Source organism: Martelella radicis (assembly GCF_014196625.1).
GTDB lineage: Bacteria > Pseudomonadota > Alphaproteobacteria > Rhizobiales > Rhizobiaceae > Martelella > Martelella radicis.
Genome location: NZ_JACIDZ010000010.1, coordinates 117,356 through 141,419, shown reverse-complemented (window position 1 = coordinate 141,419; position 24,064 = coordinate 117,356). Strand labels below are relative to the sequence as shown.

The following is a 24,064-nucleotide window of genomic DNA, read 5'->3' as shown; positions in this document are numbered from 1 at the left end:
CTATGTACTTACGACATCAGGATGCGGGTGCGACCATTTCCGCTGTCCGCACGTGGGACGCAATGCCCCAAGTTCGGCACAAGGATGTGTTTCACGCCGGCCGCTGGCGTGGTTGCGCATTGTATAGATAATTTCTAAGAAAGGTGCCAGATAAACAATGGTTGAAATTTAAAATTTTTTTATCAACCGGCAAGTTATGCGGGCTGTCGTGTCCGGCGAAGGGGAGCAAATGGCTTTGCGCATAGAGGCTGCAGGCCTTTCGGTCAGCCGGGGCGACATGCTGATTTTCAGCAATTTGTCGCTTACGCTTGTCGCCGGTCAGAGCATGGTCTTCACCGGCCCGAACGGCGCGGGCAAATCGACGGCGTTGCGCGCGCTTCTGGGTCTGGTCGGGAAGACCGGCGGCCATGCCCATTTCATCGGCGACGACGAAAACGCGCTGCCGCTCGCCTTTGCCGCCCATTACCTCGCGCACCAGAACGCGATGAAGCAGGAGCTGACCGCGCGTGAAAATCTGGCCCTCTGGAAACGGATACTGGGAGATTTTCAAGAGAGCGCGGGCTTGGACCCGGAAGAGGCTGTCGAGGCTGTCGGGCTTGAAGGCGTGCTCGATCTTCCCTTTGCATACCTTTCGGCAGGCCAGAAGCGCCGCATCGCCTTCGCCCGACTTCTGGTTGCCCATCGCCCGGTCTGGCTGCTGGACGAGCCGACGGCCGCTCTCGACAAGGCTGCCCGGGAGACTGTCGCCGCGCTGATGAACAGCCACCTTGGCGACGGCGGCATCATCATTGCCGCGACTCATGAGCCGCTCGGTCTTGAGGCCGCTGAGGCGATGGCGTTCACCGGCCCTACGCGTCTTGTCGCAGATCCCTTCATGGCGGAGGCGTTCTAGACCATGGGCGCGCTTTACCGCCGTGATGTCATCCTTGCCTTGCGCGCCGGCGGCGGAGCGCTGGTCGGGCTGTTGTTCTTCCTCTGCGTGGTTGCCACCGTGCCCTTCGGCGTTGGCCCCGATCTGGCCTTGCTTGCGCGCATCGGCCCGGCAATCGTCTGGATCGCGGTGCTGCTTTCAACGCTGATCGGGCTCGACCGGCTGTTTCGCGCCGAGCGGGACGACGGCTCGCTCGACCTTCTGAAGATGCAGGACGAGCCGCTGGTGCTGATCGTTCTGGTCAAATGCCTGGCCCACTGGACGGCCTATGTCCTGCCGCTGGTCATCCTCTCGCCGGTCATGGGGCTTTTGATGAATGTCGGCCCGGCGGGCCTTGGCGCGGCCTTCATCACGCTGCTCGTCGGCTCGCCCGCCATCACCTTCATCGGCGCGGCGGGCGCGGCAATTGCGGTGTCGCTGCCGCGCGGCGGGCTTCTGGTGCCGATCCTGATCCTGCCGCTTGCAATCCCCGTGCTGATCTTCGGGGTCGGGGCAAGCTATGCGGCGACGTCCGAGATCGAGGCATTCCTGCCGCCCTTCCTGATCCTCGTCGCGCTTACGCTTTTTTTTGCGGTTGTCGGGCCTCTTGCCGCAAGCCTGGCCTTGCGTCAGGGCGACGATTGAGCGAAACCCGATAGAAGCCTGGAGGACGGTCTTGAACGAGATGAAGCCAAAGACGGGGATGATTGCGGGGCTTGCGAACCCGACGCGTTTTCTCACGCTCGTCGGCCGTGTCCTGCCGTTCATGATCGCGATCACGCTCGTCCTTTTTGCCGTCGGGCTTTATCTTTCCCTGACGTCGGAAGGGGATTACCAGCAGGGCAATACGGTGCGCATCATGTATATCCATGTGCCCGCCGCCTGGCTTTCGATGATGTGCTACATGGTGATGGCGGCGGCAGCGCTCGGTACGCTGGTCTGGCGTCATCCGCTCGCCGATGTCGCCCACAAGGCGGCTGCCCCCATCGGCGCGGCATTCACCTTTCTCGCGCTTCTGACCGGCTCGCTCTGGGGCAAGCCCATGTGGGGCGCATGGTGGGTGTGGGACGCGCGGCTCACCTCGGTCTTCATCCTGTTCCTCATGTATCTCGGCATCATCGCGCTCAACCGGGCCGTCGACGAGCCGCAGCGCGCGGCCCGGCTTTCGGCGATCCTGATCCTGGTCGGCGTGATCAATATTCCGATCATCAAGTTCTCGGTCGATTGGTGGAACACGCTGCACCAGCCGGCAAGCGTGATTCGCCTTGACGGGCCGACGATTGATCCCGTCTTTCTGTGGCCGCTCGCTTTCATGGCGCTCGCCTATACTTTCGCCTTCTTCACCATGCATCTTGTCGCCATGCGCAACGAGATCTATCGCCGCCGGGTGGCGGCCATGCGCCGGATCGCGGCAAGCAGGGCGGAGGCCGCCCGTCCCCAGCGAAAGGAGCGATGATGAGCCACACCTTCTTCATATCAGCGGCCTATGGCGCAACGGCGCTGGTTTTTGCCGGGCTGGTTGCCTGGCTGTTCCTGGATGGTCGTGCACGCAAGCGCGAACTTGCAGCCCTTGAAAAGGCCGGTGCCAGAAGGCGCAGCGCAGGCAAGGACGCATGAGCGAAGAAGGCGAAGAAGAAAACACGTCGGGCAGGCGGCGCTCACTGATGGCGGCTGTGCCGCTGCTCGTGGTCGCCGTGCTCTTTGCCGTTTTCGGCTGGCAGATTCTCGCCGGCCGGGACCCTCAGGAAATTCCCTCGGTCCTGATCGGCAAGAAGGCGCCCGCGCTTGACCTGCCGCCGCTTCAGGGCAGCGGTCTGCCGGCGCTCACCGATGCCGAGATCGAAGGCAAGTTCACCCTCGTCAACGTCTTCGCGTCATGGTGCGTGCCCTGCAGGCAGGAGCATCCGTTTCTGATGGAGCTCGCGGAGGATCCCGAGATCAATGTCGTCGGCATCAACTACAAGGACAATCCCGACAATGCGCTGCGCTTCCTTGGCGAGCTCGGCAACCCCTATGCCGCGATCGGCGTCGACCGGCGGGGTGCCGCGGCGATCGACTGGGGTGTATACGGCATTCCCGAGACCTTTGTCGTCGGGCCGGATGGCACGATCATCTTCAAGAAGGTCGGCCCGATCGATTCTACCTCCTATGCGCGGGAGATCTTGCCGGTTATCGATCGCACGATCGGCCCTGCATCTCGGTTGATGAACTGAGGCGAGGCCGCATTTGTGCCGCCGGATGAAGAAAGGGCGGCCGCATGATGCGGTCGCCCTTCTGCTTCGCCCAGGAAAGAGAAACGACGAGGAGATCAGTCGTTGCTCTCGCGAACCTGATCAACGAACTGCAGCTGGTGGTCTTCGCCGACGCGGAAATAGTTCTGGTAGCGATCGCCGAACTTGCCGGTCGATTCGATCGTCACCGTGCTGCCGACCGGGGCCTTGTTGAACGTACCGGTTTCCGGGATGGCCGACGGCTGCAGCGCAAAGGCGGCCGGAGCGGCGGCGAGAACGGAAACGAGGGCGGCGGATGCAAAGAGCTTCTTCATGACAGTCTCCTGACTGGTTTGATGTATTGTATCGGTTGCGTGTCGCCGGTGAGCGAAAACGGAGGCCTCATTGGTCTCGACGCGCTCAGCTTCGGCAGTTGGCGAAGGGAGTTGAACACCCCTTCTGGCCCCTTTCGAGGCGGAAATCAGTTGGTGCGGTACTGATCGACGAATTCGAGCTCGCCGTCTTCACCGACGCGGAAATAGTTCTGGTAACGATTGCCGAACTTGCCGGTCGTTTCGATCGTGACCGTGCTGCCGACGGGAGCCTTGGTGACCTTGCCGGTATCCGGGATGGCAGACGGCTGGATCGCGAAGGCGGCTGGCGCTGCTGCGAGTGCGGAAACGAGGGCGACGGATGCAAAAATCTTGTTCATGACAGTCTCCTGACTGAATTTCTCTGATGGGTCAGATGTAGGTTTAATCATTTGATTAACAAGAGGCCGAAAGACGGGGGAGGTGGTTTTTTTGCATCTCCGGCGCATTGCCGCTGAAGCTCAGGGCCGCCGGCCTCTTGTCTGCTGCGAAATCAGTTGCCCGAGTCCTGGAAGACGAATTCGAGTTCGCCGTCTTCAGCGACGCGGAAATAGTTCTGGTAGCGATTGCCGAACTTGCCGGTCGATTCGATCGTGACCGTGCTGCCGACGGGCGCCTTGGTAACCTTGCCGGTTTCCGGAATGGCGGAAGGCTGCAGCGCGAAGGCGGCCGGAGCCGAAGCGAGGACGGAAACGAGTGCTGCGGATGCGATAAACTTGGACATTGTGATGAACTCCTGTGTCATCGTTGTTTCGTTCGATGACCGGGAATTAGGGTTTAATCATTCGATCAACAAGTCGCCGAATGCGAACCGCAGCGTTGCCTAAATATTGACGCTTCTGATCTTGAAACCAGGCGGACGGAAACCAGTACGGTCTCGGGCAGGGCTGGAGAGAGTTTGCATTATCAATTAAAAATCAAATGGATAGAGGGTGGGGGTGGGACCGTTCTTGGACGATGAAAGAAGAGCCGAAACAGAAAACCCGGCCACAAGGGCCGGGTTGATTTTTAGGCAAATTGACGTTTTCGTGATCAGGCGTCGAGTTCTTTTGCCACGCGGGTGCGCAGTTTTCCGAGGTCTGCAGCGAAGTTGCGAATGCCCTCTGCAAGCTTTTCGGTCGCCATGGCGTCTTCGTTCATCATCCAGCGGAAGGTCTGCTCGTCCATCTCCACCTTGGGCTCCGGCTCGAAGGCGTCCGGCGAGAGCTTGCGCTCCAGCTTGCCCTGATCGGCTTCGAGCTCTTCCAGCAGGTTCGGCGAAATCGTCAGGCGGTCGCAGCCGGCCAGACCCTCGATTTCCCCGGTGTTGCGGAAGGAGGCGCCCATGACCACGGTCTTGATGCCGTTGGACTTGTAGTAATTGTAGATCGACCGCACTGACAGCACGCCCGGATCGGTCTCGGCGGTGTAGTCCTCGCCGGTGGCCTTCTTGTACCAGTCAAGGATACGGCCGACGAAGGGCGAGATCAGGAAGGCGCCGGCATCGGCGCAGGCGATCGCCTGGCACTTGGAGAACAGAAGCGTCAGGTTGCAGTCGATGCCTTCCTTCTGCAGCACTTCGCAGGCGCGGATGCCTTCCCAGGTGGACGCCAGCTTGATCAGGATGCGCTCGCGGCCGATGCCGCGTTCCTCGTAAGCCGCGATGATTTCATGCGCCTTCTTGATCGAGCCTTCGGTGTTGAACGACAGGTCGGCGTCCACTTCGGTGGACACACGGCCCGGGACGAGATCGACGAGCGCCGCGCCGACATCGATCGCCAGGCGGCTGGCAACGGCGGCGACCACATCCTCGCGATCGCCCGACTGGGACTTGCCCCATTTGATCGCCGCGGCGAACTGCTCGTCGAACATGTCCGTCGACAGTGCCTTGAGCACAATGCTGGGGTTGGTCGTGCAGTCGACCGGCTTGATCTTGGCGACGGCCTTGATGTCGCCGGTATCGGCGACGACCGTTGTCATCTCGCGCAATTGGTCAAGTTTGGAAGCCATGATCCTCATCCTTCGTTTTCCGGGTTCGCGGCAAAATGGCCGGCGAACCGCTCTCAATTTCTTAGCCGGACAGCATTCGCGCTTTTTCGGCGCCGTCTGCTGCAAAGGCTAACGCGCCGCGGTGATCTTTCAATGACTGTTGGCAAACATCGGCGCCGGACGCAAGCGCCGACATCCGCTGATATTCGCCCGCGACTATCGCAAGGCGCTGCTTCGCAAGTCAAGGCAAGATATCAATCGATTTAGACAAGGATTTGACCGGTCGCAAACAGTCAGAGAAAAATCGAGGCCGCCACGAGCAGGGTCGGCCGGTCGCGGATCAGGCGCGTCCCGCTTCCCAGCCCAGCATGGCGCGCTTGCGCGTCAGGCCCCAGTGATAGCCGGTGAGCGCGCCGGACTTGCCGAGCGCGCGGTGGCAGGGCACGACGAAGGAGACCGGATTGCGGCCGATTGCGGCGCCCACGGCGCGCGAGGCCTTCGGGCGACCGATCTCGCAGGCGATCTCGGAATAGGTCTTGGCCTTGCCGAAGGGGATCTTCAGAAGGCTTTCCCAGACCTGGACCTGGAAGTCCGTGCCGATGAGCACGACCTTGAGCGGCCGGTCCTCGGCCCATTCGGCGGGATCGAAGATGCGGCGGGCAAAGGCCGCCGTCATCGGCACATCCTCGACATAGGCGGCCTCGGGCCAGCGCGCGGTCATGTCCGCAAGCGCCGCCTCCTCCTCGCCCGGATCGGCAAAGGCGACTCCTGCAAGCCCGCGTTCCGTCGCCATCACCAGCGCGGTGCCGAAGGGGGAGGCATGAAACCCGTAGCGGATGACGAGCCCGCCGCCGCCCGCCTTCCATTCGCCGGGCGACATGCTTTCATGGGTCACGAACAGGTCGTGCAGGCGGCCCGGGCCGGAAAGTCCGAGTTCGTAGGAGGTGTCCAGCAGCGGCAGCTTCTCCTCGCCGAGCAGGCGCTTGGCGTGGTCGAGGGTGATCGCCTGGAGGAAGGCCTTGGGCGAAAGCCCCGCCCAGCGGGTAAAGGTCTTCTGCAGACTGGTCGGCGACATGTCGAGCCGCCGGGCGATGGTCTCGAGCCCCGGCTGTTCGCGGTACTCTTCGCTGATCATCGCGATGACCTTGCGCACGACGTCATAATCCGCGCCTGAGGGGGTTATCTCGATCGGCTCTTCGGTCATGGTTTCAAGAATGGCATTCATCGTCCTGGCCTCCTTCGCAACAGGAAGGAAACACGCTTCGGCGTCACGCCGCCACCCGAAACTTGCGCGGGGCGCTCAAATGCGCTGTTTGACCGTGGCGAGAGCCTGCTTGAGGGCGGCGGCGAAACTCTCCCGGTCGTCCGGATTGAGAAAGGCGCCGATCTCGAGCCGTTCGTCGCGGCTCAGGAGCCGCATGCCGGTAATGCCGAATTCGTCGTGACGGTCGACGGCAAACCGCGTCCAGAACGGGTTGAAATGGGTTTCGCTCATCCGACCCGAGGGCGTGATCTTGCGCACGGAGACGGAAAGCCTGGAGACGGAGACATGTTCGCGCACCCTTGCCGACCGGTAGGAAAGCCGGAATGCGATGTAGAGCGCGACAAAGGCAAGGCCGCAGTAAAGCGCAATCGGCCAGGCCCCATGGGCGGCGAACCACAGCGCATTGGGGAAGAAGCCAAGCGCGGCCAAGGCGAGCAGCACGCGAAAACCCTTGCGCCCCAAAGAGCGATGGGGGAAAAGTTCAGCCGAAAACACCGGCCGGTCCTCAAACGCATTCACATCGGTCATAGCGTCAGCGATCAAAAGAAAATGACAAAAGCCAAGCCACAAGTGAGCACCCAAAGGGCGAAAAAGTCAAATCCGGCGGCCGCCGGCAAGCGCGCGCCCGCCCGCTCGGCCTATTCGAAGGACGAGATCCGCGAGATCTTCCGGCGGTTTTCGGTGCAGCGGCCTGAACCAAAGGGCGAGCTCGAGCACACCAATCCCTTCACCCTTCTGGTCGCCGTGGTGCTGTCGGCCCAAGCGACGGATGTGGGCGTCAACAAGGCGACGAGAGCGCTCTTTGCCGTGGCCGACACGCCGGAAAAGATGGCGGCGCTCGGCGAGGAGAAGCTTGCCTCCTATATCCGCACCATCGGGCTTTACCGCAACAAGGCGAAAAACGTGATTGCGCTCAGCGAGCGTCTGATCGCCGATTCCGGCAGCGCGGTGCCGAAGACCCGCGAGGAACTGGTGAGCCTTCCCGGCGTCGGCCGCAAGACCGCCAATGTGGTGATGTCGATGGCGTTCGGGCAGGCGACGATTGCGGTCGATACCCATATCTTCCGCATCGCCAACCGCATCGGCCTTGCGCCGGGCAAGACGCCGGACCAGGTGGAGGCGAAGCTCGAAAAGATCATTCCGCCCGACTACCTCTTCCACGCCCACCACTGGCTGATCCTGCACGGACGCTATGTCTGCAAGGCCCGCAAGCCCGATTGCCCCGCCTGCGTCATCGCCGACATCTGCAAGGCGGCGGAAAAGACCTCAGAGATGCCTGCGCCGCTGGCGCCGATCGGGTGATAAGTCTAGTCCTCGCCGGTTACAAAGCATTGTAAAAGATATGGCAATATGCCATATAAGCAGCAAGACAACCCGCAGCTATGCTGTTGGGTCCGAAAGCCGTATAAGGAGAAATCCTTTGCGGCTTTTGGTTTTTTTGGCATGCGCGCGATCTTCTACGTGGATGGCTTCAATCTTTATAACTCGCGGCTGAAAAAACTTCGGCAGTTTCGCTGGCTCGACATTTTCGCACTTGGCAAGGCTCTGGCAAGCGAAGGTCATGTCCTCAGCCATGTCAATTTCTACACGGCATATGTCTCCGGCAAGATCGATCCGCTGGCTGTCGGCAAACAGCAAGCCTATCTGGCAGCTCTGAAGACCAATCCCGATATCAATATTCACGCCGGAAACTTTTCAATCAACAACAAATGGGTGAAGCTTCTCCATCCTCCGGATGCCAGGCCACAAGGGTATCAATGGCACGAGCCCTATCCGGAGTTCGTGATGGCAAGCATACCTCAGGAAAAAGGCAGTGACGTAAAGCTGGCGGCCCACCTCGTGCGCGATGGCTATCGAGGCGACTATGATGTCGCCTATGTGCTTACCAATGACACAGATCTGATTGAACCGATCCGTATCGTCACGCAGGAATTGGGCCTCGAGGTTGTGCTTGTTCCCCGGATTTTGCCGCGCAGTCCCAAGAATCCTGTTCCGCCAAAGGCGCTTAAGGCCGTGTCGAGTGGTTTCAAGCTCATCGAAGACGAAATGCTTGCGGCATGTCTTCTTCCTCAACAGGTCATCAAACCAAACGGATCCGTCCTGACATGCCCGCAGGATTGGTCGGAAAGCCCGGAGTCATAAGTGGTCATCCGAAAGACAGAGCCGGAGAGGCCAATCAGATCGCATTCGCACGGCGGTCTTCGATATAGAGCTCCCGCAGCTTCAGGCTGAGCTCGCCCGGCTTGCCATCTCCGATCTTCTCGCCGTCAATGGCGACGACGGGCGTCACGAAATTGCTGGCGGAGGTGTAGAAGGCTTCCTTGGCGGCCTTGACCTCATCGACGGAAAACGGGCGCTCTTCCACCTTGAAGCCGTTGCGGGCGGCGATCTCCAGCGCCGAGGCGCGGGTGATGCCGGGAAGGACCTCGCGCGACAGAGGGCGGGTGACGATCACATCGTCGGCGGTGACGATATAGGCGGTGGCGGAGGTCTGCTCGGTGACGAAACCGTCCTTCACCAGCCAGGCATCGTCCGCGCCCTTGTCATGGGCTTCCATCTTGGCCAGGCTCGGGTAAAGAAGCTGGACCGTCTTGATGTCGCAGCGCCCCCAGCGCAGGTCCTCGAGCGTCACCACGGTGATGCCCTTTCTTGCCGAGGCCGACTCGATCACGTTCTTCTTCTGGGTAAACATGGAGAAGGTCGGCTCCATATCCTTTTCGAACATGAAGTCGCGATCGCCGGGATTGCCGCGCGAGACCTGGAGATAGATCAGGCCTTCGCGCATGTCGTTGCGTTCGGCGATCTCCCGGTGAAGCGCCAGCAGGCCGTCGTCATCGACGGGCAGTTTGATGCCGATCGCATCGGTGGAGCGTTTCAGGCGGGCGGCGTGGCCGGGGTAATCCAGTAGCTTGCCGTCGAGCACGCAAGTGACCTCATAGATCGCATCGGCGAAGACATAGCCGCGATCGAAGATTGAGACCTTTGCTTCTGTCTCCGGCAGCCATTCCCCGTTCAGATAAACGATACGCCCCATGTTCAAGCTCCTGTTCGCCCTTTTCACCATGAAATGGTCATAACCTTGCCGGGTCTTCGATTCAAGACCGTATTCTTCGTCGTTCGTTGCGGTAATATTGAATTCGGCGCATCAAACCACGGCGTTCTCCCGCATCCGCTTGAACAGATGCACCATGAAGGCCGTGGCAAACAGCGGGGTCGCCAGATTGACGATCGGGATTGCAACGAAACCGGCAACGATGAGGCCGGCAAGAAACACGGTGAGGCCTCTTTCGCGCCGGAATGCGCGCGCGGCCTCGGGACCCATGAAACGCATTGCCGCGAATTCGAAGAACTCCCGGCCGAGAAGATAGCCGTTGACCAGGAAGAAGGCGACCAGATTGACGCCGGGGACGAGCAACAGCAGCAGCGCTAGTATATTGCCGAGGATGACGATGCCGAGGAATTTGAGCGCTTCCCTCATCGCCGTGAACACCGGCAGGGCGGTGCCGGGCGGGTCATCCGGGTAGTGAAGGCGCTCGATATGCTCGGCCGCGTCATCGAGGAAGATGCCGGCGACAAAGGCGGAGACCGGCGCCATCAGAAGCGCAATCCCGAGTGCCAGGCCGACGGCGGCGAAGATCAGCAGCACGAAGGTGATCCAGCCCGTCCATTCCGGCATCGTCGGAAACAGGTTGGCGAGGAAGGGGAAGGCCAGCCACAGGAACAGCGAGCGGATGGCAAACCACAACGCGACGAGGCAGAGGAGGGAAAGGCCCAGCACCTTCCACAGGATGCCGCGCATCTTGGGGTCGATCAGGTCCAGAAGCGCTTGACGCGCCGCACTCAAAAGCATCGGCAACTCCCCGGCCTCGCGCCCGTCGCGAGACGTCTTTCCTCTCGATTTAGGTCACCGGCCGCCGCCCTGCAAGCGTCCGCTTGGAGCGCGGTGCGTCCATTCGGATGCCAAAGGTACGATGCGCTAGTCGAGCTTCAGGCGGTCGACGGCACTGTCGGGCAGGAAATGATGCGAGGTGTTGAGCCAGAGGACGAATTTGAGTTCGCCGTCGGGCATGCGTTCGACGATCCAGTCCTCGCCAACCGTCGCGCGCAGCGGCGGTCTGCCGTCCTCCTCGGGAAAATGCGCCTCCCAGTAGAGCGAGCCGATGGCGCGGGCGCGCTCCGGTTCGGCCGACAACTGGGCGATGACGAAATCGCCGAGCTCCAGCCGCTGGAAAGCGAACTGTTCGTGATAGGCGTGATGTTCCTCAAGCGTCATCGACGCGCCGCTCTCCTGCACATAGATGCGGGCGGGATGGTAAAGAAAGAACGCCTCGCGCGTGGCAATCTCCCCGCCCTCGCGCAGCGTGTCGCACCATCGCTCGCCGAGAGCGAGAACCTCTTCAACCGTGATTGCCATTTTGACCCCAACATTATTCTTGTCTGACACAGTCCTAGCATGGTGCGGAGCGAAGAGTATAGGCGGGAGACAAAGCCGGCGCCTGTATCGCGAAAACCGGAGTCTCGCGATACAGGAACTGGCCGTTTGTCAGGAGCCGGAACCCGGCTGCTGCTGTTGGGACAGCCAGTCAAGGCTGGCGTGGAGCCCGGTCAGGTCCGCGGTTGCCACCTCCTGGGTTTCGGGGCCCAGATAACTGACCATGATCTCGTCCCTGCCGACGCGGGCGGCTGCCAGCACCGGCAGGACGATCGCCTGATCACTGGTCACGTAACCGCCTTCGGCGTCGTCCTTCTTCAGGTCCTTGACCATAATCGAGACGATGTCATGCCCATCGACGGCGATCGTGAACACGCCGTCGCGATTGAGCGTCTCCATCCCGGTGATCGTCGGCAGAACCATCATCACTGGCGCATGGGGCTTGTCGGCCTTGACGAAGGAGGGGATCGCGAGCCCGCCGTCATCGGCCGGCATCTGGCTGGTGGTCAGACGGCAGGTCATCTCACTGTCGCAGGCCGCGTTCCACGTGCCCCCGGAATCAAACATTTCCGCGGCCGAGGCAGCGGTCTGAAGAGAGACAACACCAATGACTGTCGCGGCCAGACCCGCATAGACGATTTTACGCATCCTCATGAACGTCTTCCTTTCTGCATGTTGACAGCGAGGGGAGGAAGCCAATGATTCCCGTCAAAATTGTGGCATGAATTTACGCAAAATTTCACGGGAATTTAAGGACTTGGCGAAAGCCCCGACATCTCAGGAGGTTGGTCGTGACAGAACTCGCCGAGATCGGGAAAACAAAATGCCCGGCCGAAGCCGGGCACAATCAAGCCATTGAAAAGACGCCATTTTATGCAGGCGAAATGCCGCTGGTCTTGCCCGATCAGGCGGCGTCCTTGGCCTTGCGCTCCAGCCTGCGGGCATGCAGCACCGGTTCCGTATAGCCGTTCGGTTGCCGCCTGCCCTTCAGCACCAGGTCAAGCGCGGCCTGAAAGGCGACCGATCCGTCGAAATCCGCTGCCATCGGCCGGTAGGCGGGGTCGCCCTCGTTCTGGCGATCGACCACGGCGGCCATCTTCTTCATGGTCGCAACGATCTGTTCCTCGGTGCAGACGCCGTGGTAAAGCCAGTTGGCCATGTGCTGGGAGGAGATGCGAAGCGTCGCGCGATCCTCCATCAGGCCGATATCATTGATATCCGGCACCTTGGAGCAGCCGACGCCCTGGTCGATCCAGCGCACGACGTAACCCAGAATGCCCTGGGCATTGTTGTCGAGCTCGGCCTGGATCTCCTCTTCCGACCAGTTCGGACGCACCGCGACGGGAACGGAGAGAATGCTGGTGAGGCTGGCGCGCGGCCGGTCCTTCAGCGTCTCCTGCACCTTGGCCACGTCGACGGCGTGGTAATGCGTGGCGTGCAGCGTGGCCGCCGTCGGAGAGGGCACCCAGGCGGTATTGGCGCCGGCCTTCGGCTGGCCGATCTTGGCTTCCAGCATTGCCGCCATCAGGTCCGGCATGGCCCACATGCCCTTGCCGATCTGCGCATGGCCGGCAAGGCCGCATTCCAGCCCGATATCGACATTCCAGTCCTCGTAGGCGGCAATCCAGGGGGCCGATTTCATGTCGCCCTTGCGGATCATCGGCCCGGCCTCCATCGAGGTATGGATCTCGTCGCCGGTGCGGTCGAGGAAACCGGTGTTGATGAAGACGACGCGGTCTTTCGCCGCGCGGATGCATTCCTTGAGGTTGACCGTGGTGCGGCGCTCCTCGTCCATGATGCCCATTTTCATCGTGTTCGGCTTCATGCCGACAATCTTCTCGACCCGGCCGAAAAGCTCGTTGGCAAACGCCACTTCCTCCGGTCCGTGCATCTTCGGCTTGACCACATACATGGAGCCGGAGTGCGAATTCATGTGCCGGCCGTTCGTGCCGATGTCGTAGAGTGCGATCAGCGCGGTGATCGCCGCATCCATGATGCCTTCCGGCACTTCGCGGCCGTCGCGATCGAGGATCGCCGGGTTGGTCATCAGGTGGCCGACATTGCGGACCAGCATCAGCGAACGGCCCTTCAGGCTTGCGGACGTGCCGTCCGGCGCACTGAAGGTGACGTCGGGGTTCAGCTTGCGGGTAAAGGTCTTGCCGCCCTTGGTGACCTCTTCGGTGAGATCGCCCTTCATCAGGCCGAGCCAGTTGGAATAGGCGAGCACCTTGTCCTCGGCGTCGACGGCGGCAACGGAATCCTCGCAGTCCATGATCGCGGTGATCGCCGATTCCAGCACGACGTCATTGATATGGCCGGGATCGGTCTTGCCGATCATGCCGTTCGGGTCGACGTCGACGATGACATGCAGATTGTGGTTGGCAAAGATCAGACGGAATTCATCGCCGTCCCTGTCATCGAAGCCGGCATACTGGCCGGGATCTGCAAGGCCGGTCTCGCCGGCAGCGGTCTTGATGATCAGCATGCCGTCGCTGTAGCCGAAGCCGGTAACATCGGCCCATTTGCCGGCGGCAAGCGGGATGTTCTCATCGAGAAAGGCCTTGGCCCAGGCGATCACCTTTTCGCCGCGCTTCGGATTGAACGCCGCACCCTTTTCCGCGCCATCGTCTTCGGCAATTGCATCCGTGCCGTAAAGCGCGTCATAGAGCGAGCCCCAGCGGGCGTTCGCCGCGTTCAGCGCATAGCGCGCGTTCATCACCGGGACGACGAGCTGGGGGCCGGCGATCGTGGCGATCTCCGGATCGACATTGTCGGTCTCAACGGAGAAATCATCGCCCTCGGGAAGGATGTAGCCGATCTCGCGCAGGAAGGCCTCATAGGCCGCCATGTCGGACGGCGCGCCGTTTTCCTTGTACCAGGCGTCCAGCCGCTCCTGCATCGCGTCGCGCGTCTTCAAAAGCGCCCGGTTCTTCGGCGCTAGCTCGTGCACGATCTCCGAAAAACCGGCGAAGAAGGCCTCAGGCTCGACCCCGGTTTCCGGAAGCACCTTCTCGGTGAGGAAATCATGGAGCGCCTTGTCGAATTGAAGGCCGTGTTTGTCGATGCGAGCCATGGGAAACGCCTTTTCGGATGGATTGTCTGCCGTCAATGTAGCGACGCGAGCGACGAGGTCAATTCGGCGCGAATTTGAAATATTGTTTCCGAAATGGAGATAATGGAGATATTCACTGCCTGTCGGACGAAAGTCGCGCCAGGTGGTCGGCGAGAATGTCATAGACCACGCGGATGCGGCGGCTGGAATGAAGCTCGCGATGGGTCACCAGCCAGATCGGCACGGTGATCGGCCTGAAGGCCGGAAACACCGTCTCCAGGTCGGGAAACAGCGCGACATCCTCCTTCAGCAGAAGCCCGATGCCGAGGCCGGCGCGCATCATTTCCATCACCAGCGTGCCGCTTTCGGTGATCACCGGGAAATTGTTGACGGTCAGCGTGATGCCCTCCTCGGCAAACAGGGGAAGGAGTTGCTCGCGAAACTCGAAGCCGAAGAAATCCGCCGACTTCAGCTTCTCGATCGTCACCGGTCGTCCGAGACGGTCGAGGTAGCTCTTTGATGCATACATCGTCGCCGAGGTGACGCCGACCTGTTTGGCGATCAGTTCCGGCTCGGTCGGGCGCGCATGGCGGATGGCGATATCGGCCTCGCGGCGGATCAGGTCGGACAGGGCGTTGGAGGTCTTGATGTCGAGCACGATGCCAGGCGCGGCCTTGCGGATCTTCGCGACCACGGCCGGCAGGTGGTAGGTGGCCATTGCGTTCGTTGCCGCCAGACAAACCTCGCCTTCGACGGCCTGGGAATGGCCGGAGGCGGCGAGGGAGATATTGTTGGCGGCATTGTTCATGTCGCGCGCGAGGCTGAGAAGCTGGCGTCCGGCCGCCGTCAGCGTCATCGACCGGGTGCCGCGCTCGAACAGCGTTACCCCGAGGCTCTCCTCAAGTCCCGCCACCTGGCGGCTCAGCGTCGGCTGAGTGACCTTGAGCGCGCGCGCGGCTGCCGACAAAGAGCCTTCCTCGGCCGTCGCCAGAAAGGCGCGAACCTGGTTCCAGTCATATCTGACAGCGTCCCATATCATTCATCTGCGTATAACAGCTCAAGGAATTTAGGCAATTCCCGCATAGCCTGAAAATCTCTATCACTGCGCACAACATCACGGCGGTTCAGCCACAAATTGAACCGCGCCGCAACACGCTATGCAGGAGCCCGACAATGGCAGCCGACAAGAAAAAGTTCTGGGACAAGATCGCCGAGAAATATTCCCGCGACCCCATCGCCGATCCGCAGTCCTACCAGATCAAGCTCGATATCACGCGCGAGTATTTTCATCCCGACATGCGGGTGCTGGAAATCGGTTGCGGGACGGGTTCGACCGCGCTTTATCACGCGCCCGCCGTCGCCCGGATCGATGCCTTTGACCTTTCCGACACCATGATCGAGATTGCAAAACGGAAGGCTGAGGACGCCGCAGTCACCAATGTTCACTTCCACCAGGGCGACGTGACCGCGATGTCCGGCTCGGACGAGCTTTATGACGCGGTGATGGCCCATTCGCTGCTGCATCTGCTGGAAGATCGCGAGAGGGTTCTGAAAAAAGCTCACGCGATGCTGAAGCCGGGCGGCGTGTTCATTTCCTCCACCGCCTGCCTTCGCGACTTCTCCTGCTATATCCGCGCCGCGCTCCCGGTGATGCAGCTGATCGGCAAGGCACCCTATGTGGGCAGTTTCACCCAGGAAGAGCTGATCAACGAGATGGCCCGTGCCGGGTTTTCCGTTGTCCATCAGTGGTGCCCCGGCAAGAACAAGGCGACCTTCCTGGTCGCGACCAAGGCGCTTTGAGAGAGACTGGACGGCGGCATTGATTTTTGAAGGATGCCGCCGGTTTTCCGTGTTACAAGGCGGCCATGACTGACAGCCAAGCCTTCTCATCCGAGGAAATCGAACGCTACGCCCGCCATATCGTGCTGCCGGAGATCGGCGGCGCGGGCCAGCAGGCGTTGAAGCGCGCCCGGGTGCTGGTCATCGGCGCCGGCGGGCTCGGCAGTCCGGTCCTGTCCTATCTGGCCGCCGCCGGCATCGGAACGCTCGGTATCGCCGATGATGACGGCGTCAGCCTCTCCAACCTGCAGCGCCAGATCATTCACGACACCGGCTCTGTCGGCGAGGCGAAGACCGAAAGCGCCGCCCGGGCGATCGCGCGTATCAACCCGCATGTGGTGTGCCGTCGGTTTCACGAACGGCTGGACGCCGGCACGATCGGCGATATTCTCTCAGGCTTCGACATTCTGGTCGATGGCTCGGACAATTTCGACACGCGCTACATGGCCGCCGATGCTGCCGAACGGGCCGAAGTGCCGTTGGTAACGGGCGCCGTCGGACGTTTCGACGGATCGCTGACCGTATTGGCGCCCTTTACAAGCGTAGCGGACGGAAAGGCCAACCCGCGCTACCGCGATCTTTATCCCAAGCGTCCGCCCCAGGGGCTCGTGCCCTCCTGCGCGGAGGCCGGCATCGTCGGGCCCGTCACCGGCGTCATCGGAACGCTGATGGCGATGGAGGTGATCAAGCTCGTCACCGGCGCCGGCGAACCGCTCATCGGCAGGCTTCTTCTCTATGACGGGCTTTCCGCCCGTTTCGAGACCATCGCCTATGCCAGACGGGGCTGAGGCAATCAGCCGGCCTGCAGGGCAAGCTGATAGAGACTGGCGCAGCGCCCGCCGGAGGCACAGAACGCCAGCACCGGCCCATTGCTCTCCTTCAGGATCTGCTTCAGCTTCGTGGCCTGGGTAATCGGCTGGTGGCCGCCGCCGACCGGAAGATAGTAGCAGGCAATGCCGGCGTCCTTCGCGGCGGCTTCAAGCTCGGCATATTTCGGCTGGAAGAAGCCTTCGCCGTCCGGCCGCATGCAGATGACGGCGGCAAAGCCCGCCTTCGCCGCTTCCGGCATGTCTTTGGCCTTCAACTGGCCGGTCACGTGGTAGTTGTTGTTGATTGCACGGGTATGCATGCGTGTCTTCCTGGTTTCGGATGGGGAGGTCGGCGCGTCAAAGCGCGTTGACCGGCACTTTCAGCATCAGCCGGCCGTCCTTGTCCTTCGGCACGGCGCCGGCGCGCATATTGACCTGCAGCGAGGGCAGGATCAGCCGCGGCATGGAGAGCGTAGCGTCGCGCTTTTCGCGCATCTCCACGAATTCATCTTCACTGATGCCATCATGCAGATGGATGTTGTGGCGGCGCTCCTCGCCGACTGTGGTTTCCCATTTGATGTCCCGGCCGTTCGGACCGTAGTCATGGCACATGAACAGGCGCGTTTCTTCCGGCAGTTCGAGCACGCGCTTGGTCGAACGGTAAAGCGTGCGGGCGTCGCCGCCGGGGAAATCAGCCCGCGCGGAGCCGCCATCGGGCATGAAAAGCGTATCGCCGACAAAGGCTGCGTCACCGATCACATGGGTCATGCAGGCCGGTGTGTGGCCGGGCGTGTGCATCACACGGGCTGTCATGCCGCCGATTTGGTAAGTGTCGCCCTCGGTAAACAACCGGTCGAATTGCGAGCCATCACGCTCGAATTCCGTGCCCTCGTTGAACACCTTGCCGAACGTGTCCTGGACGATGACGATATTCTCGCCAATGCCGATGCGTCCGCCGAGCTTCTCCTGGATGTAGGGCGCAGCCGACAGGTGGTCGGCATGGACATGGGTCTCGATCAGCCATTCCAGCCGCCAGCCCTTCTCGCGGATCATCGCGATCATCCGGTCGGCGCTTTCATGGGTGAGGCGCCCGGCGGCGTAGTCGATATCCATGACGCTGTCGATCACGGCGCAAGCCTCAGAACCCGGATCGCGGACGATATAGGAAATCGTGTTGGTCGCCGGGTCGAAGAAGCCGTGGACCTCCGGCTTGAGGCCGGGCTCGGGCGTAAAGGGCAGGGTCATCTCGGGTCCTCCTCGGGTTGGGGCTGGAAGATTTTTTAGCGTATAATACGTATCTACGCAAATATGAAATAACTATGGCGAATTCAACCGCAGCCGCCCGATAATCGGCGGAATTCCTGCGACAGAAGTGAGCGCAGCATGGCGCAGAGGCCTGCGGGAAGGCCTATGGCAGAACGAAGCAGGTGTCAGGCCTGTTCCGCAAGACGGCGGCAACACCGCCGTCGCCGCGGCCCGTCAGGTGCGGTTGGTGATCCACCGGCACTGATAGGGCGCAAAACTGATCTTGGCATCACCGACGGTCTCGCCTGTGACAAGATCAACCCAGCGTTCGCCGCCGATGAGATTGAGCGCCATGGCCGGGATCTCAAGCGTTTCGTCCGTCACATTGTTGATCGCGAAGATGCTCTGGGTGCGATCGACGCTCTGGCGCCAGAAGCCGAACAGTTTCTCGCCGAGATGAAGCGTGAACTGCGTCGCATTCGGGTGGAAAGCCGGCTGCTGGGTACGGATGCCGATCAATTCGCGCATGGCGTTGAACACCTTGGCGTGCTGCGTGGTTTCGTCCGCCAAGGCTTCCTGCAGCGCGTCATAATTCCAGCGGTGGCGATTGATCGCCCGGTTATGGCCGGACTTCTCCACGCCCTCATAGTCGTTGCTCGTTGCCAGCAGCGAGTGGATGTAGAAGGCCGGAATGCCTTCCAGCGCCATGGCGATCGTCTGGCTGCAGAGGAAGCGGGCGATGTTGTGTTCATCCTCGCCCTTCACAGTGCCCTTCAGGGCATCGAACAGCGAGACATTCATCTCGTAAGGCCGCATCGAGCCGTCGGAGAGCTGGCGCATGGAAACCCGGCCGCCAAAGCTCTTCACCGTCTCGACCATCTCGCCGATCGCCTCGTCGGACAGCAGGCTTTCGGCGGGCCTGAGGCCGATGCCGTCATGGGAGGCAGTGAAGTTGAAATAGGCGCAGCCCATCTGGGCCGGCGGCATGGCCATTTGCCAGGCATTGAGGAATTGAGATGTCCCCGTCATCAGCGCATGCACGATCAGCGGCGGCAGCGAGAAATTGTAGATCATGTGCGCTTCGTTGCGATTGCCGAAATAGCTGAGGTTTTCGACATTCGGCACATTCGTCTCGGTAATGAGGACGATGCTCTCCTCGCTATGATCGGCCAGCACGCGCATCAGCCGGATGATCTCATGGGTCTCGGGCAGATGAATGCAGGAGGTGCCCACCTCTTTCCAGATGAAGGCGCAGGCATCAAGCCTGATGGTGCGCACGCCGCGATTGATGTGGAAACGCATGATGCGCAGGAATTCGAGCAGCACCTCCGGATTGGAGAAGTCGAAATCGACCTGGTCGTGACTGAAGGTGCACCAGACATGCTTGTCTCCCTCCGCCGTTTCCACCTTGCGAAGCAGCGGATGGGCGCGCGGGCGGACAACGGATGTCAGGTCATCATCCGGCGAGGCGGTGAAAAAGAAATTCTTGTAGGGCTCGTGGCCCATGCGAAATTCATTGAACCAGCTGCTCTGGCTGGAACAGTGGTTGAGCACCAGATCCGACATCAGCCGGAACTCGCGGCCGATCCGTTCGATATCTTCCCACCCGCCGAGGCCGGAATCGACCGCGCGATAGTCGGTAATCGCGAAGCCATCATCGGAGGTATAGGGGAAATAGGGCAGGATGTGCACGCCCTTGATCACGCCTTTAAGGTTCTCCGTCACGAAATCCTGCAGCAGCGAAAGCGGCTTGTGCTCGCCGTCAATGATCGAATTTCCGTAGGTGATCACATAGGTGTTGTCGGCGCTCCACATGTTGTTTCCGGCCACCCGGCCGCGCTTGCGCGGGACGGCGCCATCGCCCCAATAGGCCTCGAGCACTTGCCGCGTCAGCGCGCGGGAATCTTTTTCCGGATAGATGCTTTCCAGATGAAGCCGGATGCTCTCCCGCAGCCGCCTGGAAATGACCATGGTTTTTTGCGGCGTCTCAGAAACTGTCGTCATTCTTGTCCTTCTTTCCCCACACGCCAAGGTTAGCATGTCGGTTTCGATTGGCAATTGCCTATCGGGGTCAAAACCGCGCTTTCCCGGCCGGTTTTTGTTGCATTGCCGCATAGGAGCAAGCCGGACCGATCGCTGACAGGATTTCGAACCGGCACTTCGCCTGCGATGCGGCGTCATCTGCCGCGCAGGCTCTCATGCCTAGTCTCGCACGTCGCCGGGGCCTGAGCCGGCGGGACTGCGAGTACAGGCCGTCGACAGCAACCCGTAGAAACAATCGCCGAAAAGGAATGCTTTTAAGCCTCGGTCGACTGTGATAGCAGGTTGTTTGACGATTATTATATTTGCCAGACTTAATGTAATCTGTCGCATAATTTAGTAAGTCATAATGAATTGGCGCGTCATGAACGGTTCCGGTGACAATGTATTTTGCCTTTTTCAGCGCAGGGAGCCTGATGCGCGTCACGTTACCCTTGCCGGCGCGCTCGCTGCACTCGCCAGGACGGAGTGCATTCAGATCGCAAAGGCACTGGCATCGGGGCGGCGCAGCAGTCTCGAGCTTTGCAGAATGACAGGTCTCTCCGTCTTTGAGGTCGCGGCCGCCATGGCGGCACTTGCCGCCCAGGGGCTGGTCCTTGTCCTGCGGTACAACAGCGAAACCCTTTACGAACTCACCCATCCGCGCCTTGGCGATGTGATCAGTCTCGCCGAGGAACTCGGCGACCCGCATGCGCTTCATGCGGGCTGACCGGGCTGCCGGCCGCCTTTTTCCGACTGCCATCCGCTCCGGTCCGAAATGCGTGAGATGACACTTGCGGTCCGTTTAGCGGCAGGCCCGGTGGCAATGGCGGCCGGTGCTTTTTGCGCGCCGGATCACGGTCGCGGATGGTTGAAACCGTCCAGGAAATTTTCTTGAAAAAACGGAAAATTGCCGCTGGACTTGAAAAAACAAAATGCTATAAACGCGCTCATTCGCGGGCCGGCGAGCCCGCAAAGGCTGCCCTTCTCATGGCGGGGCGCCTGCCCAGATAGCTCAGTTGGTAGAGCAGCGGATTGAAAATCCGCGTGTCCGTGGTTCGAATCCGCGTCTGGGCACCACTTTTCCTTGATCTTTCCCTCATGAACATTCGCGTGATCGCCTCGTGTGCGCTCCAAGGCTTCGGTGATCTTTTTTGCTCAGCGGAACGCTGACCGTGCCCATGCGTTCTTGCGGTGAAGGCGACGGCGACAGGCTTTCGCCAAGGAACTCAAGAACATCTGAAGGAGGAACCCATGCCTGCTATCAATCAGTCGAATATCCTGATCATGGCGACCCACGGTTATGAGCGTTCTGAACTGCGTGTTCCGCTCGACGAACTGAGAAAGCGCGGCGCCTCGGTGACCATTGCCTCCCTCGAAAAAGGCCCGGTAAAGAGCTGGGACGAGAAGGACTGGGGCGACACCGTGGAGGCCGAGCTGGCGCTTGAGGATGTAAGAACATCGGATTACGACGCTATCGTCCTTCCCGGCGGCCAGATCAACCCGGACGTGCTGCGCACCTCGGATAAGGCCGTTGCGATCGTCAAGGCGTTCGTCGACACCGGCCGCATCGTCGCCGCCATCTGCCACGGACCGTGGCTCTTGGTCGAGGCCGGCGTGCTCAGAGATCGCGACGCCACGTCCTACCATTCGATCAGGACCGACATGCGCAATGCCGGGGCCAACTGGGTCGACAGCGAGGTAGTGACTGACAACGGCATCATCACCTCGCGTTCACCTCAGGACCTCAACGCCTTCGTTGCCAAGATCGCCGAGGAGGTCGAAGAAGGCCGGCACGAACGCGACGCAGCCTGACGCGCGGCAATCTGCAATCCACCATGATAGGGCCGCCCGGGCTTCGAGATAAAGTCCGGGCGGCGTTTGTATGTCTGGATCGCCCGCCGCGCGGAATTCCGGCCGCCCGGCCCATATCTGGCCGGCATCCTGCCGCAGCGCGTTCCGGTATGCATCGGTGCTGGGCATAAAGAAAGCCGAGCCGAGAATTGGGGTTCTCAGGCTCAAGGTCGCAGGCTATCTTCCGGCAACCTGATTTGTGTTTGCCAGAACATGAGACTTTCTCGCGGATTGACGGGACCTGATCGTGGCCAGGCGAACGGATCCGCTGAAACCATGGCGAAGCACCCGCATGATATCCAGTAAAATCTTTATCTCGGTCGTCTATTTCAAACCGGCCCCTCTGGTGAAGACAGAGTATCTGGTGCCGATCCAGGCTGGCCGGGCGCTCGGCCGGTTCATGGTCGAGGGGGCGATCGGCGACGATACCGGCGACAATATCTCCGAAAAGAACATAAGCTGGAATGAGCTCACCGCGCTTTACTGGATGCGTCACAATGTCGAGGCGGAGTATTACGGCCTGATGCACTATCGGCGGCTGATGGCGTTTGCCGATAAAGAGCCGAAATCGCTGGGCTTTTCCGAGGTTGGCGAACGGGAATATGAGCGCTATGGCTGGAGTGACGCGCTGATCGAAAAGGCCTGCGAAAGTGCCGATATACTGACGCCGCCGGTGCGCGACCTCTATCTGCCCGGCCTGCCGGAAGTGTTGATGACGGTAAGCGAGTTCTATGCCCATCAGCACCATGGTCGCGACATGGATATTCTGGAAGCGGTGGTGAAGGAACGCTCGCCGGAGATCTACCCCTATTTTGTCGACATGCTGGTCGGGCGGAAGATATTCTTCAACAGCATTTCGGTGATGCGCAAGCCGTTCTTTGATGAATATGCGGACTGGCTGATCGAGATCCTCGAAGAGGCCGAGCGGCGCGCGGACACGTCGGGCTATGACAGCCATCAGCGGAGGCTTTGCGGGTTCTTTTCGGAATATCTGACCTATGCCTATGTGGCCTATGCGAAGGCAGCCAAGGGCGCTAAGGTGAGGGAAATGCCCGTCACCTGGGGCATTCGCGCGCGTCCTGCCGTCTCCACGGACAATGTTCTGGCCGAGGCGCGTCGCCGACGCCAGGCTTCGCCGGCGCAAGGTGCGCCGCCTTGTGTTACCGGAGACGACATCAATGTCGTGATTGCCTGCGACGGCAATTATGCACCGCATGCAGCCGTTGCCATGCTCTCTGCACTCGCCAACACATCTCATCCGTCGCGGGTTCGCTTCCTGGTTCTTTCCGGAGGCGGGCTCTCCGAACAAAACAGACAGAAGCTTCGCGCGGCGGTCTCAAAACGTCACGGCCGGATCGAATTCGTCGATGTCGATGAGAAGCGCGTCCGATGGTTGCCGCTCAGAAACAGCCGGCTGTCAATTGCCGCCTATTACCGCATCATCATGCATGACTATCTGCCGGCGGATGTCGCCAAGGTCATCTATGTGGATGCTGACACGATCGTGACGGACGATCTGGCCAAGCTCTGGGATGTCGATCTGGAAGGCCACCCGATTGCTGCGGCACCCGATGATGCGGGTTTCAACCAGGGACGCCGGCTGAAACTGCCGCGCGAGCATCGCTATTTCAACTCCGGCGTCATGGTGTTCGATATCGAGAGGATGCGTGCGATCGACATGTCCAGCACGGTGCTTGAGGTTTTCCGCCGCCACGGTCCCTGGATCATTTCGGAGGATCAGGACATCCTCAACATCCTGTTCTCAGAGGATGTGAAGATGCTGCATCTGAGATGGAACGCCGGAACGCGCATCTACCGCGACAATCCTCTGGAGCCGTCCTATGACGAGACGGAGGCGCTTGAGGCTGCGGGCAACCCTGCCATCGTGCACTTCACGGATAATCGGAAGCCCTGGCATCTGAAGTGCATGCATCCCTTCGCCGAGCTCTATTGGGACTACCGCAACGAAACGCCTTGGGCGGAAACGGCTGTCGAGGGCGCAACGCGCAGGCTGGTGTTCCGGCTGCGCAGCAAGCTGCGCTCGCGCGATCGTCGTTTCGATAGGAAGGTCCTGCAAGCGAAGTAACAGGA

Annotated in this window: 27 protein-coding genes and 1 tRNA gene; 13 read left to right on the top strand and 15 right to left on the bottom strand. The window is 60.8% G+C overall.

Annotated elements, in window-relative coordinates; genetic code table 11:
• Nucleotides 1-235 precede the first annotated feature (235 nt).
• The 5 genes from ccmA to GGR30_RS15235 are packed head-to-tail and all read left to right on the top strand — an operon-like array spanning nucleotide 236 to nucleotide 3,123.
• Nucleotides 236-892 (top strand): heme ABC exporter ATP-binding protein CcmA, encoded by a 657-nt coding sequence (gene ccmA, locus GGR30_RS15255; RefSeq protein WP_183487920.1) that lies wholly within the window; start codon nucleotides 236-238, stop codon nucleotides 890-892.
• A 3-nt stretch (nucleotides 893-895) separates the two neighbouring features.
• Complete coding sequence (gene ccmB / locus GGR30_RS15250; protein WP_183487796.1) at nucleotides 896-1,555, top strand: heme exporter protein CcmB; 660 nt, start codon at nucleotides 896-898, stop codon at nucleotides 1,553-1,555.
• A 40-nt stretch (nucleotides 1,556-1,595) separates the two neighbouring features.
• Nucleotides 1,596-2,366 carry a heme ABC transporter permease gene (locus GGR30_RS15245; RefSeq protein ID WP_183487918.1) on the top strand — a complete coding sequence of 257 codons (771 nt, stop codon included), beginning with the start codon at nucleotides 1,596-1,598 and terminating at the stop codon, nucleotides 2,364-2,366.
• Complete coding sequence (gene ccmD / locus GGR30_RS15240) at nucleotides 2,366-2,527, top strand: heme exporter protein CcmD (protein WP_183487794.1); 162 nt, start codon at nucleotides 2,366-2,368, stop codon at nucleotides 2,525-2,527. The genes GGR30_RS15245 and ccmD overlap by 1 nt, the downstream gene beginning before the upstream one ends.
• Nucleotides 2,524-3,123: a DsbE family thiol:disulfide interchange protein gene (locus tag GGR30_RS15235; protein WP_183487792.1), complete on the top strand. Its 600-nt coding sequence runs from the start codon at nucleotides 2,524-2,526 to the stop codon at nucleotides 3,121-3,123. The genes ccmD and GGR30_RS15235 overlap by 4 nt, the downstream gene beginning before the upstream one ends.
• 95 nt (nucleotides 3,124-3,218) lie before the next feature.
• Here GGR30_RS15235 and GGR30_RS15230 read toward each other — a convergent pair whose 3' ends face one another.
• The 6 genes from GGR30_RS15230 to GGR30_RS15205 form a co-directional block, all read right to left on the bottom strand.
• Nucleotides 3,219-3,455, bottom strand: a complete 237-nt coding sequence (locus GGR30_RS15230; protein WP_183487790.1) for a hypothetical protein — start codon at nucleotides 3,453-3,455, stop codon at nucleotides 3,219-3,221.
• A 146-nt stretch (nucleotides 3,456-3,601) separates the two neighbouring features.
• Nucleotides 3,602-3,832: a hypothetical protein gene (locus GGR30_RS15225; protein ID WP_183487788.1), complete on the bottom strand. Its 231-nt coding sequence runs from the start codon at nucleotides 3,830-3,832 to the stop codon at nucleotides 3,602-3,604.
• Between the two features lie 152 nt (nucleotides 3,833-3,984).
• Nucleotides 3,985-4,215, bottom strand: a complete 231-nt coding sequence (locus GGR30_RS15220; RefSeq protein ID WP_183487786.1) for a hypothetical protein — start codon at nucleotides 4,213-4,215, stop codon at nucleotides 3,985-3,987.
• A 308-nt stretch (nucleotides 4,216-4,523) separates the two neighbouring features.
• Nucleotides 4,524-5,480 (bottom strand): transaldolase, encoded by a 957-nt coding sequence (gene tal / locus GGR30_RS15215; RefSeq protein WP_183487784.1) that lies wholly within the window; start codon nucleotides 5,478-5,480, stop codon nucleotides 4,524-4,526.
• Nucleotides 5,481-5,799: 319 nt separating this feature from the next.
• Nucleotides 5,800-6,684 (bottom strand): methylated-DNA--[protein]-cysteine S-methyltransferase, encoded by an 885-nt coding sequence (locus tag GGR30_RS15210; RefSeq protein WP_183487782.1) that lies wholly within the window; start codon nucleotides 6,682-6,684, stop codon nucleotides 5,800-5,802.
• A gap of 75 nt (nucleotides 6,685-6,759) precedes the next feature.
• A complete protein-coding gene (locus tag GGR30_RS15205; RefSeq protein WP_183487780.1) occupies nucleotides 6,760-7,251 on the bottom strand; it encodes a DUF2244 domain-containing protein in 492 nt (163 codons plus the stop codon).
• A gap of 21 nt (nucleotides 7,252-7,272) precedes the next feature.
• On the opposite strand from GGR30_RS15205, the gene nth reads away from it, so the two are divergent.
• Both nth and GGR30_RS15195 read left to right on the top strand, forming a co-directional pair.
• Nucleotides 7,273-8,025, top strand: a complete 753-nt coding sequence (nth, locus tag GGR30_RS15200; RefSeq protein ID WP_183487778.1) for an endonuclease III — start codon at nucleotides 7,273-7,275, stop codon at nucleotides 8,023-8,025.
• Nucleotides 8,026-8,073: 48 nt separating this feature from the next.
• Nucleotides 8,074-8,865, top strand: a complete 792-nt coding sequence (locus GGR30_RS15195) for an NYN domain-containing protein (protein ID WP_183487776.1) — start codon at nucleotides 8,074-8,076, stop codon at nucleotides 8,863-8,865.
• Nucleotides 8,866-8,899: 34 nt separating this feature from the next.
• Here the strand turns inward: GGR30_RS15195 and GGR30_RS15190 are convergent, their stop codons facing one another.
• From GGR30_RS15190 to GGR30_RS15165, 6 genes are all read right to left on the bottom strand, one after another.
• Nucleotides 8,900-9,757, bottom strand: coding sequence for a D-amino-acid transaminase (locus GGR30_RS15190; protein WP_183487773.1), 858 nt, complete (start codon nucleotides 9,755-9,757; stop codon nucleotides 8,900-8,902).
• Between the two features lie 111 nt (nucleotides 9,758-9,868).
• Nucleotides 9,869-10,573: a sulfate transporter family protein gene (locus tag GGR30_RS15185; protein WP_183487771.1), complete on the bottom strand. Its 705-nt coding sequence runs from the start codon at nucleotides 10,571-10,573 to the stop codon at nucleotides 9,869-9,871.
• A gap of 126 nt (nucleotides 10,574-10,699) precedes the next feature.
• Nucleotides 10,700-11,137: a hypothetical protein gene (locus GGR30_RS15180; protein ID WP_183487769.1), complete on the bottom strand. Its 438-nt coding sequence runs from the start codon at nucleotides 11,135-11,137 to the stop codon at nucleotides 10,700-10,702.
• 129 nt (nucleotides 11,138-11,266) lie between these two features.
• Nucleotides 11,267-11,809, bottom strand: coding sequence for a hypothetical protein (locus tag GGR30_RS15175; RefSeq protein WP_183487768.1), 543 nt, complete (start codon nucleotides 11,807-11,809; stop codon nucleotides 11,267-11,269).
• A 250-nt stretch (nucleotides 11,810-12,059) separates the two neighbouring features.
• Nucleotides 12,060-14,228, bottom strand: a complete 2,169-nt coding sequence (locus GGR30_RS15170) for a malate synthase G (protein WP_183487766.1) — start codon at nucleotides 14,226-14,228, stop codon at nucleotides 12,060-12,062.
• Nucleotides 14,229-14,340: 112 nt separating this feature from the next.
• Nucleotides 14,341-15,246 carry a LysR family transcriptional regulator gene (locus GGR30_RS15165; RefSeq protein ID WP_183487764.1) on the bottom strand — a complete coding sequence of 302 codons (906 nt, stop codon included), beginning with the start codon at nucleotides 15,244-15,246 and terminating at the stop codon, nucleotides 14,341-14,343.
• Between the two features lie 134 nt (nucleotides 15,247-15,380).
• Here GGR30_RS15165 and GGR30_RS15160 point away from each other — a divergent pair, with 134 nt between their 5' ends.
• Nucleotides 15,381-16,007, top strand: a complete 627-nt coding sequence (locus tag GGR30_RS15160; RefSeq protein WP_183487762.1) for a class I SAM-dependent methyltransferase — start codon at nucleotides 15,381-15,383, stop codon at nucleotides 16,005-16,007.
• A 65-nt stretch (nucleotides 16,008-16,072) separates the two neighbouring features.
• Nucleotides 16,073-16,834 carry a molybdopterin-synthase adenylyltransferase MoeB gene (locus GGR30_RS15155; RefSeq protein ID WP_183487760.1) on the top strand — a complete coding sequence of 254 codons (762 nt, stop codon included), beginning with the start codon at nucleotides 16,073-16,075 and terminating at the stop codon, nucleotides 16,832-16,834.
• Nucleotides 16,835-16,839: 5 nt separating this feature from the next.
• On the opposite strand, the gene GGR30_RS15150 is transcribed toward GGR30_RS15155, so the two are convergent.
• The 3 genes from GGR30_RS15150 to GGR30_RS15140 form a co-directional block, all read right to left on the bottom strand.
• Entirely contained in the window at nucleotides 16,840-17,175 is a 336-nt protein-coding gene (locus tag GGR30_RS15150; protein ID WP_183487758.1) for a protein tyrosine phosphatase family protein, read from the bottom strand.
• 37 nt (nucleotides 17,176-17,212) lie between these two features.
• Nucleotides 17,213-18,100 carry an MBL fold metallo-hydrolase gene (locus tag GGR30_RS15145; protein ID WP_183487756.1) on the bottom strand — a complete coding sequence of 296 codons (888 nt, stop codon included), beginning with the start codon at nucleotides 18,098-18,100 and terminating at the stop codon, nucleotides 17,213-17,215.
• Between the two features lie 234 nt (nucleotides 18,101-18,334).
• Nucleotides 18,335-20,104 carry a sugar phosphorylase gene (locus GGR30_RS15140; protein ID WP_210288064.1) on the bottom strand — a complete coding sequence of 590 codons (1,770 nt, stop codon included), beginning with the start codon at nucleotides 20,102-20,104 and terminating at the stop codon, nucleotides 18,335-18,337.
• Between the two features lie 565 nt (nucleotides 20,105-20,669).
• On the opposite strand from GGR30_RS15140, the gene GGR30_RS15135 reads away from it, so the two are divergent.
• The 4 genes from GGR30_RS15135 to GGR30_RS15120 all read left to right on the top strand — a co-directional run bounded on the left by GGR30_RS15135 (nucleotide 20,670) and on the right by GGR30_RS15120 (nucleotide 24,059).
• Nucleotides 20,670-20,849 carry a hypothetical protein gene (locus GGR30_RS15135; RefSeq protein ID WP_183487754.1) on the top strand — a complete coding sequence of 60 codons (180 nt, stop codon included), beginning with the start codon at nucleotides 20,670-20,672 and terminating at the stop codon, nucleotides 20,847-20,849.
• A gap of 274 nt (nucleotides 20,850-21,123) precedes the next feature.
• A tRNA-Phe gene (locus GGR30_RS15130) sits at nucleotides 21,124-21,199 on the top strand.
• A gap of 174 nt (nucleotides 21,200-21,373) precedes the next feature.
• On the top strand, nucleotides 21,374-21,934 hold the full coding sequence (locus GGR30_RS15125; protein WP_183487752.1) for a type 1 glutamine amidotransferase domain-containing protein: 561 nt from the start codon (nucleotides 21,374-21,376) through the stop codon (nucleotides 21,932-21,934).
• A gap of 331 nt (nucleotides 21,935-22,265) precedes the next feature.
• Entirely contained in the window at nucleotides 22,266-24,059 is a 1,794-nt protein-coding gene (locus GGR30_RS15120) for a DUF4422 domain-containing protein (protein WP_183487750.1), read from the top strand.
• Nucleotides 24,060-24,064: the final 5 nt, after the last annotated feature.